The 16,347-nt window shown below is 63.9% G+C and carries 3 protein-coding genes; all 3 read right to left on the reverse strand.

Annotated features, from left to right (window positions below; genetic code table 11):
- Positions 1-393 precede the first annotated feature (393 nt).
- The 3 genes from K5R88_RS12030 to K5R88_RS12040 all read right to left on the reverse strand — a co-directional run bounded on the left by K5R88_RS12030 (position 394) and on the right by K5R88_RS12040 (position 16,346).
- Positions 394-1,359 (reverse strand): alpha/beta hydrolase, encoded by a 966-nt coding sequence (locus K5R88_RS12030; protein WP_226300016.1) that lies wholly within the window; start codon positions 1,357-1,359, stop codon positions 394-396.
- 93 nt (positions 1,360-1,452) lie between these two features.
- Positions 1,453-13,251: an amino acid adenylation domain-containing protein gene (locus K5R88_RS12035; RefSeq protein WP_226300017.1), complete on the reverse strand. Its 11,799-nt coding sequence runs from the start codon at positions 13,249-13,251 to the stop codon at positions 1,453-1,455.
- Positions 13,248-16,346: a non-ribosomal peptide synthetase gene (locus K5R88_RS12040; protein WP_226300018.1), complete on the reverse strand. Its 3,099-nt coding sequence runs from the start codon at positions 16,344-16,346 to the stop codon at positions 13,248-13,250. The genes K5R88_RS12035 and K5R88_RS12040 overlap by 4 nt, the downstream gene beginning before the upstream one ends.
- Between the last annotated feature and the right edge of the window lies 1 nt (position 16,347).

Below are 16,347 nucleotides of genomic sequence, written 5' to 3' on the forward strand. Positions count from 1 at the left end.
CCAACTGCAGGGAGCCACAACGCTATACGGCGAACGTCCGAGCGCCAACCCTAAAAAGATGTCGGAAATTTCCCCGGAATTTTCGCGTTTTACCTCGGGTGTAGGAAGCCGGTGAATGGCGCGGTAGGCGGTCAGTCAGACCGCGTTATCGTTTATCGCCAGCAAGCCGGCTCCTACAGGCGATCCGGACGACACGGTTTGTCTGGTTCACCGCGGTGGGGCCATCGCCGGCAAGCCGGCTCCTACAGGCGATCCGGGCGACGCGGTTTGTCTGATTCACCGCGGTGATGCCATCGCCAGCAAGCCGGCTCCTACAGGCGATGCAGGCGACACGGTTTGTCTGATTCACCGCAGGGGGACATCGCCGGCAAGCCGGCTCCTACAGATCACGCATCAACCCAGGCTTTCTGTGATCTGCGCCGCCAGTTGCTCCAGCATCGCTGGTACTTCCTGGACCATCTCCCCCATCCGTGCGAAGTCGTGGGTCATGCCGGCCTTTACGTCGAGCACCACGGGTTGTCCGGCGGCACGCAATTTTTCGGCCCAGGCCAGGCCTTCATCCAGCAACGGATCGTATTCGGCCAGCCACAGTAAGGTGGGTGTCAGCCCTTGCAGGGTCTCGGCGAACAACGGGGAAAAGCGCCAGTCGCGGCGATCATCAATGCTGCGTTGATACTGCTGATAGAACCATTCCAGCGTGGTCGCTTCCAGCAGGTAGCCTTCAGCGAAACGTGCAAGCGACGGGCGTTTTTCCACGGCGTCGATCACCGGGTACAACAGCACTTGCAGCCGTGGCGTGAGCAGCCAGGCCTGTGGGTCCTGGGCGATAGCAATCGACAAGGACGCCACCAGGCTGCCGCCGACGCTGTCTCCCGCCAATGCGATACGTGCCGGGTCCAGCCCGAGCGCACCGGCGCCGGTGGTGGCGAGCCAGCGCGTCACGTCTTCGGCATCCTCGTAGGCGACAGGAAAACGGTGTTCCGGGGCCAGTCGATAATCCGCCGACAGCACCGCAAAACCACCCGCCAGCGCCAGTCGCCGGCACAGGGTGTCGTGGGAATCGAGGCTGCCGACCACGTAACCGCCGCCATGGAAATACAGCAGCACCGGGCGCTCCTGCGTGCCCAGTGATGGGCGAGCATAGAGGCGAGCATTGAGCAGATGGCCGTCGCGGGCCGGAATGCTGACCGCAGTCACGGTCAGCGCGCCCATCGGTGCGGCGTCGAGCAGCTGCGAGGTTTGTTCGAATTGCTGGCGCGCTTCGGTCGGGTCCAGCTCGTGCATGGGCAGGCTTTTGCCGGTGAGGCGGCCGAACTCGGCCAGCTCTAGAAAACCTTCGATGTCCGGGTGCAGTGCCATGGGCGGTGGTCTCCAAAAAATAAAAAAGCTCGCCCTATAAACGAACCGTGAGGGCCGTTCATTAGGACGAGCTTGTTTTGGCGCGGTAAAACCTTAGTCCTGCGCCACCACCTCGCGACCGAGTGCCGTCACCACAGCGCTCAGGCATTCATCCCGTTGCAGGATATCGAAGTGGCTGGCGGCGACGGTTTGCACTTTGCGCAGCCGTGGTTGCTGACGCTCCAGCGTCGCGCGTTCGACCGTCGGGTTACCATCGGCCCACCAGCAACACAGTTCGGCGTGCGGCAGCGGCAAGGTCTCGACCTGCCGCGACAACGCCTTCAAGCGCGTGCTGACCATGAACGTCTGCGCCAACTCATCGGCCCCCAGCAATGCGTAACCGCTGGCCTGTTCGCCTTCGGTGTCGATCACCGTGCGAATGATCCGCGCGACAGCGTCCTGATCACCCGTAGTTTCGACACTCAACGCCTGGGCATTGGTATCGCTGTCCATGCTCAAGGTCGCACCGAGGAACTCGCGCAGGTCCGCCCGCCACTCATCCACACTGGCGACGGCGTTGGCCTGGGTCGGCACAAAGCTGTCCACCAGGCCGACGAATGCCACACGCTGGCCCTGCTGTTCAAGCAGGTCGCCGACCATCAACGCCAACGCCCCGCCCAACGACCAGCCCAGCAAGTGATACGGGCCTTGCGGTTGCTTGCGGCGGATCGCCTCGACGTAGTCCGCAGCCATTTGCTGCAGCGAAGTGTCGTGCCACTGGCGGTCGAGCAGCATGCGGCATTGCACGCCGTACACCGTGCGCTGGCCTTCCAGTCGACGGGCCAGCGGTTCGTAGTCGAACACCGTGCCGAACCCGGCGTGCAGGCAGAACAGCGCCGGTTGATCGTCCACCGGCTGGTTCAACAGCAGCAGCGGTTCCGGGCTCTGTTTGAGCGGTTGCTCATCGACACCGGACAACCCGGCGATGGTCGGTTTGGCCATCATGTCGCGCAGTTTCAACTGGAAGCCCGGCTCGTTCAGCGCCCGCACCTTCGAGATCACTTTGAGGGTGCGCAGCGAGTCGCCGCCCAACTCGAAGAAGTTGTCGGTGATGCCGACCTTGTCGACGCCCAGCACTTGCTGCCAGATCTCGGCCAGCGCCCATTCCAGCGGCGTACGCGGGGCCACGTACTCGCGGCCCTCGAAGGTCGGGTCGGGCAAGGCCTTGCGGTCGAGCTTGCCGTTCGGTGTCAGCGGGAAACGCGGCAACACCACGACCTGCGTCGGCACCATGTAATCCGGCAGGCTTTCACGCAAGGCCGCCTGGCAACGCAGGCCCAGGCCGTCGTCTTCAACCGCGACCACATAGCCGATCAGTTGCGGCCCCTGCCCGCCGTCACGAACCACCACCAGCGCGTCATTGACCCCGACTTGCTCGCGCAGGCGAGCTTCGATTTCCCCCAGTTCGATGCGGAAGCCGCGCACTTTGACCTGATGGTCGATGCGCCCCACGTAATCGAACACGCCATCCTCGCGGCGGCGCACCAGGTCACCGGTGCGGTACAGACGGCCGCCGTCGCGGCTGAACGGATCAGCGACAAAACGCTCGGCGGTTTGCCACGGGTGACGGTGGTAGCCACGCGCAACGCCACGACCGCCGATGTACAGTTCGCCGACCATGCCCACCGGCAACGGATTGAGGTCCATGTCCAGCACGTGCAGGCTGCGGGTGCCGACACGGCGGCCAATCGGCGCGTACATCGCCTCGCAGTGGCCGTCGGCAGCGATTTTCCACAGCAGCGGCGTGACCACGGTTTCCGTCGGGCCGTAACCGTTCACCAAGTATTGCGGTTTGAGCCTGTGCTTGACCCGTTCGAACGTGGCGTCAGGCACCGCATCGCCACCGAAGCAATAGATGCGCACTGGCGGTGGGTTGCCGCCCTGCAACTCGGCGTGTTCGGCCAGTTGCAGCAAGTACGCCGGCGGGAAGCAGGCGACGCTGATGCGCTGACGATGCAACACCGCCAGGGTCTGTTCGGCGGTCCACAAGGTGTTGTCACGCACCACCAACGTCGAGCCGCTGATCAGCGCGGTGATCCAGCGTTCATGGGCACCGTCGAAGGCGAACGACATGAAATGCAGTTCGCGATTGGCCGGGTCCATTTCATACAACTCGGCAATTGCCTGCACGTGCATGCTCAATGGCCCGTGGGCCACGGCCACGCTTTTCGGTTTGCCGGTCGAGCCCGAGGTGTAAATCAGGTAGGCCAGTTGCTCGGCGTGTACGTTGTTTTGCGGCGCAGTCACCTCGATGTCGAGGTTCAAGCGATCCACGGCGACCATCGGCGTGCCCGGATTGAGTTGCGCCGTGTCACGCAAACGCTCCTGGGTCAGCAGCAAACGCATGTCGCTGTCGGCCATCATGTAGCGCAGGCGTTCCTGCGGGTATTGCGGGTCCAGCGGCACATACGCGGCGCCGCACTTCATCACCGCCAGCAGCGAAACCACCAGTTCCAGCGAGCGCTCCATGAACACGCCGATCACGTCTTCGGCCTGCACGCCCTGCTCCAGCAAGTGCGCCGCGAGTGCGTCGGAACGACGATCCAGCTCGGCATAACTCAGGTGTTCAGCGTCGCGGTCGGCGTAGCTCAGCACCAGCGCGGTGTGCTGCGGTTGCAGCCGCGCCCGTTCGCGGATCAGTTCGTGCACAGGCCGTTCGTGATCGTCAGCCAGCGTCGGCAGCTCGCCGTCCAGTTGCCGACCTTGGTCCAGCGTCAGCAAACCGATCTCGCCCACGGCGCGCCCGGCGTTGTCGCACAGACGCTGCATCAGGCTTTCCATGTGGCTGCGCAGCAATTCGACGGTGGCGAGGTCGAACTGATCGCGCTGGTGCATGTATTCGATGCGTAGCCCTTCATCGAGGCTGACCATCAAGTCCATCGCAAAGCTGGTCAGGCCGAAGTCGGAGACGTCTTCGAAGCGCAGGGAATCGCCATTCCACTCGCGCAACGTGCGGTCCACCGGCTGGTTTTCGAAAACGATGATGCTGTCGAACAGCGACTGCCCGCCCTGCCCGGCCCAGCGTTGAATGTCGCTGAGCGGAGTTTGCTGGAAGTCGCGGATATCCAGGTTGTAGGCCTGGATCTCGCGCAGCCAGTCACCGACGCTCGCCTCGGTCGGCACGCTGTTGACCACCGGCAAGGTGTTGATGAACAGCCCGAGCATGTTCTCCGAACCGTTGAGGGTTTCCGGTCGGCCCGACACCGTGGCGCCGAACGTCACCGTGCGCTGGCCGGTGTAACGCTGCAACAGCAGCAGCCACGCGGCTTGCACCAGGGTGTTGAGCGTGACTTGCTGTTGCTGGGCAAACGCCTGCAAACGCGCGGTCTGCGGCGCATTCAGGTGCGTATAGATCGCGTGATAACCCGCTTGCGGCGCCTTCACCGGCAACGCGCGGGCCAGGTGCGTGGCGCCTTCGAGGGCGTTGAGTTTGTCTTTCCAGAACGCTTCGCTGGCCTCGGCGACTTGCTGGCCGAGCCAGTCGATGTAGTCGCGATACGCGGCCACCGGTTCCTGCGCATCGCCACTGTAATGACGCAGCACTTCACCGATCAGGCGCGAAACACTCCAGCCGTCCATGAGGATGTGGTGGTAGGTCCAGATCAGGCGATAACGGTCGTCTTCCAGACGCACCAGCAGCAGGCGCAACAACGGCGCACGGTTCAGCGAGAAGCCACGTTCACGTTCATCGCTGGCCAATTGGCGCACGCGCTCGACCTGGTTATCCAGACCGCGCCAGTCCAGCTCGGTCAGCAGCGTCGGCGCATTGCGCAACACCACTTGCAGCGGCTCCTTGTCGCCCTCCCACAGGAACGCGGTGCGCAGGATCGCGTGACGCTGCGCGGCGTCGGCCCAGGCCTCGCGGAAACGCGGACCGTCAACGCCACGCACGCCCACTTCGATCTGGTTGACGTACAGCCCCGAGTCGCCGTCCTGCACCGAGTGGAACAGCATGCCCTGCTGCATCGGCGACAGAGGATAAACGTCGTCCACCTCGTCTGCCGTCAATGCCAGCGCCTGATATTGCGCGGCGCTCAGCTCGATTTTCAGCGCCGGCGCAGCCACTACCGGCGCGGCTTCCTCGGCTTCCACAGCCTGGGCGACGGTCGCCAGTTCGGCGATGGTCGGGTGACTGAACACGTGCTTCGGCGAAATGCTCAGGCCGGCCTTGCGCGCACGGCTGACCGCCTGGATCGACACGATGGAGTCGCCGCCCAGCTCGAAGAAGTTGTCCTGAATCCCGACCGGCACTTCAAACAGCGCCTGCCAGACTTCTTGCAACGTCGACTCCACGGCATTGCGCGGCGCGATGTATTCACCAACCTGCTGATCGGGTTGCGGCAACGCGCGGCGATCGAGCTTGCCGTTCGGCGTCACCGGCAGTTGCTCCAGCAACATCACATGACTCGGTTGCATGTGCTCGGGCAACGCGTTGCGCAGGTGCTGTTTGATCCCGTCGAGCACCAACGACTGGCCGACCACGTAAGCCACCAGTTGCTTGGACTTGCCGACATCCAGCGCGATCACCACCGCCTCGCGCACCTGTGGATATTCCAGCAGGCAGGCTTCGATTTCACCCAGTTCGATACGCAAACCACGGATCTTCACTTGATGGTCTATGCGTCCGACGTATTCAATCACGCCGTCATCGCGATAACGCGCCAGGTCGCCGGTGCGATACAGACGCTCGCCCCGTGTACTGAACGGGCTGGCGACGAAACGCTCAGCCGTCAGGTCCGGACGGCGATGGTAACCCCGCGCCAGACCGATGCCGCCCAAGTACAGCTCACCGACGCAGCCCGCCACTTGCGGTTGCAGGCTGTCATCGAGGATGTAGGTCACCAGGTTGGCGATCGGGTAACCGATCGGCACGCTGATCGAGCCGTCATCGACGCACGTCCAGTGGGTCACGTCGATGGCGGCTTCGGTCGGCCCGTACAGGTTGTACAACCCAACGCCGGGCAGCACGCGGAACAGGCTGTTCTGCAAATCCGCCGACAACGCTTCGCCGCTGCACATGATCTGCCGCAGGCTGGCGCAACGCTCAAAGCCTTCGCCCTGAACAAATGCCTGCAACATCGACGGCACGAAATGCAGGGTGCTGACCTGATACTGCTCGATCAAACGCACCAGCTGCGCCGGGTCACGATGGGCGCCCGGTTCGGCCACCGCAAGGCGCGCACCGACCATCAGCGGCCAGAAGAACTCCCACACCGACACGTCAAAACTGAACGGTGTCTTTTGCAGTACGGTGTCGCGACCGTCCAGCGGGTACGCGCCCTGCATCCACTCAATGCGGTTGAACAACGCATCGTGACGGTTGGCCGCGCCCTTCGGTTTACCGGTGGAGCCGGAGGTGTAAATCATGTAAGCCAGCGACTGCAACTCGACCACGCATGGCAGGTTTTCCTCGCTCAAGCCTTCGACCAGCTGAGCGCTGTCGTCCAGGCAGATCGCCGTGGTCCCGGCGGGAATCGGCAATTGCGCCAGCAGATGACGCTGGGTCAGCAGCACGTGGACGCCGCTGTCCTCGAACATGTGTTCCAGGCGCTCGCGCGGGTAATCCGGGTCCAGCGGCACGTAGGCGCCACCGGCCTTCATGATCGCGAGCAAACCGATCACCAGTTCCAGCGAACGCTCGGCGGCAATCCCCACCAGCACTTCGGCGCCGACACCTTGGGCGCGCAGGTAGTGCGCCAGGCGGTTGGCCTGCTGGTTGAGTTGGCGATACGTCAGGCTCTGACCGGCAAACACCAACGCCTGGGCGTCCGGGGTTTTCAGCACCTGGGCTTCGAAGCACAGGTGGACCGGGCGCACGTCGGGCCAGGTCACGGCGGTATCGTTGAAGCCTTGCACTTGTTGCTCGGTCTGCGCAGCGTCGAGCAGGCTCAGGCGACCCAAGGCTTGTTGCGGCTCGCGCACCATGGCATCGAGCAACGCCACCAGACGATTGCTCAGGCCGTCGATGGCCTCGGCGGTAAACAGCGCGGTGTCGTAATTGAAACGCAGGTCCAGGCACTCGCCCAGCTCGGCGGCGATGGCCAGCGGGAAACTGGTTTGATCGTGATTGCTGATACCCGAGAACTTCAGCGCGCTCGGATTACCGCCCTCCAGCGCCTCGGCGACCGGGTAGTTTTCGAACACCAGCAGCGTGTCGAACAGCGACTCGCCGGAGTGCCCGGCCCAACGCTGCACATCGGCCAGCGGCGTGTATTCGACCTCGCGCAGTTTGAGATTGAGCGCCTGCACCTCGTCCACCCATTGGCTGACCGTGCGCTCAGGATGTGGCGTGGCGATCACCGGCAAGGTGTTGATGAACAGGCCGACTTGCTGCTCTATCCCCTGCAACTCGCTCGGACGCCCCGACACCGTGGCGCCGAACGCGACGGTGCGCTGGCCGGTGTAGCGCTGCAACAGCAACAGCCACGCCGCTTGCAGCAAGGTGTTCGGCGTCACGCGGGCCTGCCGGGCAAAGCCGCTCAGGCGTTCGCTGGCCGCCCGGTCCAGGCTCAGGTGAACGGTGCGATGACCGTCGCCCTGCCCTGCGACCGGTCCCGGCATCGCGCCGGCCAAACGTGTCGGCTCGTTGAACGCCTGTAACTGCTCCAGCCAGAACGCTTCGCACGCAGCGCGATCACGCCCGCCCAGCCACGTCATGTAATCACGATAACGACCGCCGCTCGCCACCGGCATCACACCGGAGTAACGCTGCAACACTTCGCCGAACAGCTGCGAGGTGCTCCAGCCGTCCAGCAGAATGTGGTGGTTGGTGAAGATCAGGTGATGGGTGTCGTTCGCGGTCTGCACCAGGGTCAGGCGCAGCAACGGCGCGGCCGTCAGGTCGAAACCGCGCAGGCGATCGTCTTCGGCCAGACGTTCCAGGGCGTGTGCCTGATCCGCTTCATTGCGCCAGTCGAGCACGGTCACCGGCAACGTGGCGTTGGCCAGAATCACTTGCAGCGGCTGCGAGCCAACACTCTCGCTGAAAAACACGGCGCGCAACACTTCATGGTTTTCCAGCGTCTGCTGCCAGGCGCTGCGGAACGCCTCGACCTCGATGCCCTGCACGTCCACGCGCATTTGCGGGATGTAGGCGCCGGCATCCGGGGCGAACAGGCTGTGGAACAACATGCCTTCCTGCATCGGCGACAGCGGGAAGATGTTTTCGATCTCGCGCGCCGCCAGCGGCAGTGCATCGAGTTGCACCTGATCGACGCGGACCAGCGGCACGTCACTCGGCGTCAAGCCACCGGCACCGCTGAGGCAGTGTTCGATCAGCTGTTGCAGTTCGCCAGCGTAGGCCTCGGCCAGGCGCTGCACGGTGTGCTCGGCAAACACGTCGCGGCTGAAGGTCCAGCTCAGGCGCAATTGCCCGGCGTACACCTGACCGTTAATGCTCAGGCCACGGTCCAGCGCGGCCGAAGCGCCCTGCTCGGCACCCCCGCTTTCACGGGCCGGGCGCCACGGTGCCTGCTCATCGAAACTGGCATCGAACTGGCCCATGTAGTTAAACGTGACTTGCGGTTGCGGCAAATCCTCAAGACCGGCCTGCGCCAGATACCGCAGGATGCCGAAACCGATGCCTTTGTCCGGCACGGCGCGCAGCTGTTCCTTGACCGCCTTGATGCTCCCCGCCAAATCGCTGGCCGGGGTCAACTTGACCGGGAAAATCGAGGTGAACCAGCCCACGGTGCGGGTCAGGTCGATGTCGTCGAACAGGTCTTCACGACCATGACCTTCCAGTTTGACCAGGGTCGATGGCTGGCCAGTCCAGTCACCCAACACCCGCGCCAACGCCGTCAGCAACAGGTCGTTGACCTGCGTGCGGTAAGCCGCTGGCGCGTCTTGCAGCAGTTGGCGGGTGAACGTGCTGTCGAGCACGGTTTCCACGCTTACGGCGTGTTGGCTGGCGAGGCTGCCTTGCGGATTATCGGCGGGCAGGTCCACCACCACGCCGTGGTATTGGCGCTGCCAGTAAGCCGCTTGGCTCGCCAGTTCGGGACTTTGCGCATGGGTTTGCAAACGCGCCGCCCAGGCTTGATAGGCGCTGGACTTGGCCGGCAGGCGCACAGGTTGAGCCTGAAGCGCCTGGTCGTAGGCCGTTTGCAAATCTTCGAGCAACAGACGCCAGGACACACCGTCCACCGCCAAATGATGCACCACCAGCAGCAAGCGCTGAGCGCCCGCGCCCATGTCCACCAGCAAGGCGCGCAACAGCGGGCCATCGTGCAAACTCAGGCTGGCCTGTGCGGCGTTGCAGTGCTCAAGCAATTCGTCGGCGTTCGCAGCCTGACGCTGCCACAGCAATTCGGCGCTGTTCCAGTGCTCGGCCTGAGCCTGTTGCCACACGCCATTCACCTGATGCAAACGCAGGCGCAATGCGTCGTGATGTTCCAGCAACGCGGCCAATGCCTGTTGCAGGCACGCGCTGTCCAGCGGCTCGCGAAGTTCCAGCAGCACCGATTGGTTCCAGTGGTCCCGGGCCTCGATGGCCTGCTCGAAAAACCAGTGCTGGATCGGTGTCAGCAGCACGTCGCCGCGCACCGGACCCTGATCGATGACCAGACCGGCGCTGCGCTGCGCGACCTTCGCCAGACTCTGCACGGTCTGGTGTTGAAACAGGTCACGCGGGGTAATACGAATGCCGGCCTGACGCGCACGGCTGACCACCTGAATCGAGATGATCGAATCGCCGCCCAGTTCGAAGAAGTTGTCGTCGATCCCCACACGCTCCAGCTTGAGCACGTCTTGCCAGATCGCCGCCAACTCGGCTTGCAGGTCGTCCACCGGCGCCGTGTAAACCTGCTGCGCCAAGGCAGCATCAGGCTTGGGCAACGCGTTGCGGTCGAGCTTGCCGTTGCTGGTCAGCGGCCACTGATCAAGCTTGAGCAAATGCGCCGGCACCATGTAATCCGGCAGACCGGCCTGCAAATGTTCACGCAGCGCCTGACGCAAATCGGCGACGTCCTGGGTGACGGTGAACCAGGCGACCAATTGCTGACTGCCATTGATCTCGGGCGCCAACACCAGCGCCTGTTCAATGGCCGGGTGACTTTGCAGGCGGTCCTGGATTTCCCCCAGTTCAATGCGGAAGCCACGAATCTTCACTTGATGGTCGATGCGTCCGGCGTACTCGATGCTGCCATCGGCGCAATAGCGCGCCAGATCGCCGGTGCGATACAGGCGTGCACCCGCCTCGGCGGCGAACAGGTCCGGGACAAACCGCGTGGCGGTCAGATCGGCGCGCTGGTGATAACCCCGCGCCAGGCCGGCGCCGCCGACGTACAGCTCGCCGACGCAGCCCTTGGCCACCGGGTTCAGGCGCGGATCGAGCACGTACCAGCGCAGGTCGGCAATCGGCTCGCCCAACGGCGAACTGTTGGCGCCGTCGAGGTCGGCGCGGGACAACGGCCGGTAGGTCACGTGCACCGTGGTTTCGGTGATGCCGTACATGTTGATCAGCAACGGCTGTTGGTCGTCGAACGCGTCGTACCACGGACGCAGGCTCGCGACGTCCAGCGCCTCGCCGCCGAACACCACATAACGCAGGGCCATGCCCTGGGCATTGGCGCAGGCAAACGGCATCAACTGACGGAACGCCGACGGGGTCTGGTTGAGCACCGTGACCTGTTCATCGCACAGCAGGCGAGCGAACTCTTCCGGGGAACGGCTGATGGCGTGCGGCACCACCACCAGCTTGCCGCCGTAGAACAACGCACCAAAGATTTCCCATACCGAGAAGTCGAAGGCGTAGGAATGGAACAGGCTCCAGACATCGTCCGCGTTGAAACCGAACCAGTGTTCGGTGGCGCTGAACAGGCGGGTCAAGTTGCTGTGCGGCAACAAGGTGCCTTTGGGTTTGCCGGTGGAGCCGGAGGTGTAGATGACGTACGCGAGGTTTTCCGGGCAGGTCAGGTTCGGGAGGTTCTCGACGGACGCCTCATTCAGCCAGTCACTGGCGTGATCCAGGCAAATCACTTCGATGCCTTCGGACAACGGCAAACGCGGCAGCAGCGCGGAATCGGTCAGCAGCAAGCGCGTGCCGCTGTCGGCCAGCATGTAGGCCAGACGATCCTGCGGGTATTCCGGGTCCAGCGGCACGTACGCGCCGCCGGCCTTGAGGATCGCCAGCACGCTGACGATCATTTCCAGCGACCGCTCCAGCGCGATCCCCACCAACACATCCGGCCCGACACCGCGCTCGCGCAGACGCTGGGCGATGCGGTTGGCCTGTTGGTTCAGTTGCGCGTAGCTGAGGGTCGCGCCGTCGCAGGTCACCGCGATGTTGTGCGGGTGCGCGGCGGCCTGGGCTTCGATCAGTTGATGCGCGCACAGCGTGTTCGTGGCCTGCGAAGCGGCGCTGCGGTTCCAGTCCAGCAACGTGGCGTGCTGCTCGGTTGCGGCGAGCATGTTCAGGTCGGCCAAGGCGACCGAGCCGTCGGCACAGATCGCCTGCAACAAGTTCAGCCAATGCTGACCGAGACGCTCGATGGTCGAAGCGTCGAACAATTCGGTGGCGTACACGAACGAGGCGTGGATGCCGTCGTCGCTCTCCACGGTGTCAAGCATCAGCTCGAACTTGGTGGTCTTTTCATCCCAGATCAACGGCTCGACGCTCAGGCCCGGCAAGTCCCAGCGCTGTTCGCCGCCGGCTTCGCGCTGGTGGTTGAACATCACCTGGAACAACGGCGTGTGGCTCAGGCTGCGTTCGACATCGAGGCCATCGACCAATTGCTCAAAAGGCAAATCCTGATGCGCCTGCGCGCCCAGTGCCGCCGCCTTGACCTCGGCCAGCAACTGCAAAAATGGCTGGTCGGCATGGGGCTGGGTACGCAACACCTGGGTGTTGACGAAAAAGCCCAGCAGGTTTTCCACGTCTTGGCGGGTACGGTTGGCAATCGGCACGCCGACGCGAATGTCCCGTTCGCCGCTGTAGCGATGCAACAGGGTTTGCAACGACGCCATCAACACCATGAACAGCGTGCAGCCTTCGCGACGGGCGAGATCTTTCAGAGCAGACGCCAGGGCCGCCGGCACATTCAGCTCGACGCTGGCGCCCTTCTGGCTCGGGATCGCCGGGCGACGACGGTCGGCCAGCAGGTTCAGCGGTGGGTGCTCGTGACCCAATTGTTCACGCCAGTAAGCAAGCTGACGCTCGGCCTCGCCGGCCTCCAGCCACAGGCGCTGCCAACGGGCGAAATCGGCGTACTGAATGCCCAGCGCCGGCAGTTGCGGCGCTTGCCCGGCGCTGAGTTGCGCGTAGAGCCGGGTGAATTCCTGCAACAGAATCGGCAACGACCCGCCGTCGGTGACGATGTGGTGGAACGTCAGCACCAGCACATGCTGCTGCGCGTCGAGGCGGATCAACCGGCAGCGCATCAACGGACCGTGCTGCAAATCGAATGGCTGCTCGGCGTTGAGGCCGACCTGGCGATGCAGTTCGGCCTCGTCGGCGGCGTTTGCCTCGACCAGCGGCGCGCCCATCTGCGGGTGGATTTTTTGCAGCACCTGCTGCTCATCGAACACGAAGGTGGTGCGCAGCACTTCATGACGCTGCACCAGAGCAGCGAGGGTTTGCGCCAGCGCGGCGCGGTTGAGTTCACCGCTCAGGCGAAAGGCACCGGTCAGGTTGTAAGCGGTCGCCTGCGGCTGCATCTGCCACAAAAACCACAAGCGCTGCTGCGCGTACGACGCCGGCAGCGTGTCGACCGCCGGGTCCCTTGGCGGGATCGGCAGCAGCTCAAGGGTCAGGCCTTGCGCGTGCATCTTTTCTTGCAAGGCACGCCGCGCGTCCAGGCTCAAGCCGCAGAAACGCTGGGCCAGGGTCATCATTCTGTCCGGTGCAGCACTCATCGCGTGTGTTCCTCATCCACTTCGTCGAACAACGCTTCCAGCGCGTCTACATCGTTTTCTTTGTGCTCACTGTGCTGACGGAACTGCTCGATTTCCGCCGCCAGGCGTTCCAGGGTGTCGCCTTCGAAGAACAGCTTCAGCGGGATCGCCAGGTTCAGTTCTTCCTGAATCCGCGCACGAATCCGCGTTGCCAACAGCGAGTGACCGCCGAGTTCGAAGAAACTGTCGTGCACGCCGACCCGCTCCACGTGCAGCGCTTCGGCCCAGATCGCCGCGAGGACTTTTTCCAGATCGGTGCGCGGGGCGACGAAGGCACTGCGACGTACGTCGAGGTCGAGCAAGGCCTGGCGGTTGAGTTTGCCGTTGGGCATCAGCGGGAAACGTTCCAGCACCTGCAAGCGCGCAGGTTGCATGTGCTCCGGCAACGCTTCGCTGAGGTGGCTGCGCAATTCGTTGAGGCGGATGTCGGCGGTGTCGGCCGGGGAAATCACGAAGCCCAGCAGTTGCGGACCGGTCGGCGTTTCACGGGCGATGACGGCGGCGTCTTCAATGCCGGGGGCGCTGCGCATGGCGGATTCGATCTCGCCCAGTTCGATGCGGAAGCCACGGATTTTCACTTGATGATCGACCCGGCCGAGGTACTCCAGCACGCCATCGGCGCGGTAGCGTGCGAGGTCGCCGGTGCGGTACAGGCGTTGACCGGCCTGCTTCGCAAACAGGTCGGGCACAAAACGTTCGGCGGTCAGCGTGGCACGCTTGAGGTAGCCTCGGGCAATGCCGGCGCCGCCGACATACAGCTCACCTTCGACGCCCACGGCCACCGGCATCAAGTCCGGGCCGAGCACGTGAATGCGCATCCCCGGAATCGGCTGGCCAATCGGGATGGTGTCGTCATCCTGACCGAGCGGCAGTTCCCACGCCGAGCACCAGACCGTGCCTTCGGTCGGGCCGTATTCGTTGACCAGTGCCACTTGCGGCAAGGCCTCGCGATGACGTGCGACCAGGGCGTTGCTGCACGCTTCGCCCGCCACAATCACACACGCCAGCGCCGGGTTTTCGAGGTGTTCGAGAATCTGCGCGTGGTAGGACGGCAAGGTCAGGTAGTGGGAAACCTCTTCACGCTGGATCAGCGCCGCCAGCAGCGCCGGGTCCTTGTAGCTGTCTTCGTCCGGCAGGCACAGGGTCGCGCCCTGCCCCAACGCCCAGAAAACCCCGGCCACCGAGCTGTCGAAGGAGAACGACGAAAGCATCAGGAACGCGCGCAACGGCTGACGATAGAACGCGCTGCGTGCGAGGGTCGAGGCCACCGCGTTGGCGTGACTGATCATCACGCCCTTGGGTTTGCCGGTGGAGCCGGAGGTGTAAATGACGTAGGCAAGATGGGCGCTGTCGCCCAGCGGGACTGGCTGTTCCTGCGATGCAGACCAGACTTCAGTTTCCGGCATCAGCGAAATCACCCGCTCGCCGTGCAACGCTTCCGGCAGCGGCTGACAGGCCAGCACCTGACGCGCAGCGGCGTCCTGCAACATGAACGCCAGACGCTCGATCGGGTAGTTCGGATCGAGCGGCAGGTAAGCGGCGCCGGCCTTGAGTGTGCCGAGCAGTGCGATGACGATTTCCAGCGAACGCTGACCGTAGACCGCAACGATTTCATCCGGCGCAACGCCTTGCGCGCGCAGGGTATTGGCGACCTGGTTGGAGCGTGCATCCAGTTCGGCGTAGCTCAGGCGTTGGCCATTGACGCTGACGGCGATGCGCTGCGGATGCAGGCGTGCCTGTTCGGTGAACAGGTCTTGCAGGTAGCGATGCGGCAGTGCCTGCTCGGCGGCCAGCGGGTTGAAGTCTTCGATCAAGCGGGTCAGTTGCACCGCGTTGACCTGAGTGGCCTGGCCCAGGGTCAGCTCGGGCGAGGTCAGCAACTGGCGGCTGAATTCGACAAACTGTTCCAGCCAGGCCGCCAGCATCGACTCGGGCACCGCGCCGGCCAGGCACGACAGCTGCAACTGTTCGCCTTGAACCCGCAGACGCAGGACTTCCGGGTTGGCATCGTCTACTTCAATGCTCACGTCGGCATCGGCCTGATACACCAGGCCATAACGCAGCGGCGTCGCGACTTCGGCGCTCAGTTCAAACTCGTTGAGGCAGTCGAGCCAGGACAGCGATTGCTCGACGTTGCCAGCAAACGAGGCCAGCGCTTGCGCCAGGGTTTCGTGGCTGCGGTGATCAAACGCTACTGGCAAACGGCGGGCGAAACGCCCGAGGGTCGCTTCGGTCTGCTCGTTGCGCCCCGCCACTTCCCAGCCCATCAGCAACTTTTCCTGATTGCCGATGCGCGCCACAAACGCGCTCCACAGCAACAACGCCACGCGCTGCGCTTCGACGCCCTGAGCGGCGGCCAGCCGTTGCACATCGGCCAACCATGCCGCGTCATCAAGCGTCGCCTGATGGCGAGCCAGCGTCACTCCAACGGCCTTTTCAAAAGGCAGATGATGGGCCTGCGCGAACTGCTGTTGCAGGTTGCGCCAGAATGCGGCGCCTTGATGGCCGATGTCTTCTTCGCGCAGTTCTTCCTGCCACGCGGTGTAATCCAGGTACTGCAAGTCTTCCTGATTGTCGGCCAGTGTTTCGCCGCGCAACAGGCTCGCCAGCTCCGCCGACAGCACCCGCAGCGATGCTTCGTCGAGGCTGCTGGCCAGCGCCAGCAACGTGACGAAATGCTGACCGTCCGTGGTTTCCACTGACGCCACCACCAGCACCCGATCCGACGCCTCAGTCAGGGTTTCACGGCTGCGGTTTAGCGCTTCATCCAGCGAAGACACGCGACCCAGCAACGCGACCGGCAACTCGTCGCACAGGCTCTGTACCGGCCATTTCATCCCCGGCAGTCGGCGATAGACCGTGCGCAGGGTTTCATGGCGCTGGCCCAGTTTATCCAGTGCCGCACGCAATGCCTGCGCCTCCACAGCCTGGGCGACCGGCACGGTCAGGGCGGCGAACAGCGGCTGTCCGCCCAGTTCCTGAGCGCGCAAATAAAAGGCCTGCTGAGCCGAAGTCTGGAAAACGTCTACCGAAGGTTCGAGGGCGGTGGTGTTCATG

Origin of the sequence: Pseudomonas sp. MM213, assembly GCF_020423045.1 — a bacterium.
Taxonomy (GTDB): domain Bacteria; phylum Pseudomonadota; class Gammaproteobacteria; order Pseudomonadales; family Pseudomonadaceae; genus Aquipseudomonas; species Aquipseudomonas migulae.

What these genes read in the sequence shown, in the direction of transcription:
- K5R88_RS12030 (WP_226300016.1), bottom strand. Translation starts at nt 1,359, where the DNA reads ATGGCACTGCACCCGGACATCGAAGGTTTTCTAGAGCTGGCCGAGTTC.
- K5R88_RS12035 (WP_226300017.1), bottom strand. Translation starts at nt 13,251, where the DNA reads ATGAGTGCTGCACCGGACAGAATGATGACCCTGGCCCAGCGTTTCTGC.
- K5R88_RS12040 (WP_226300018.1), bottom strand. Translation starts at nt 16,346, where the DNA reads ATGAACACCACCGCCCTCGAACCTTCGGTAGACGTTTTCCAGACTTCG.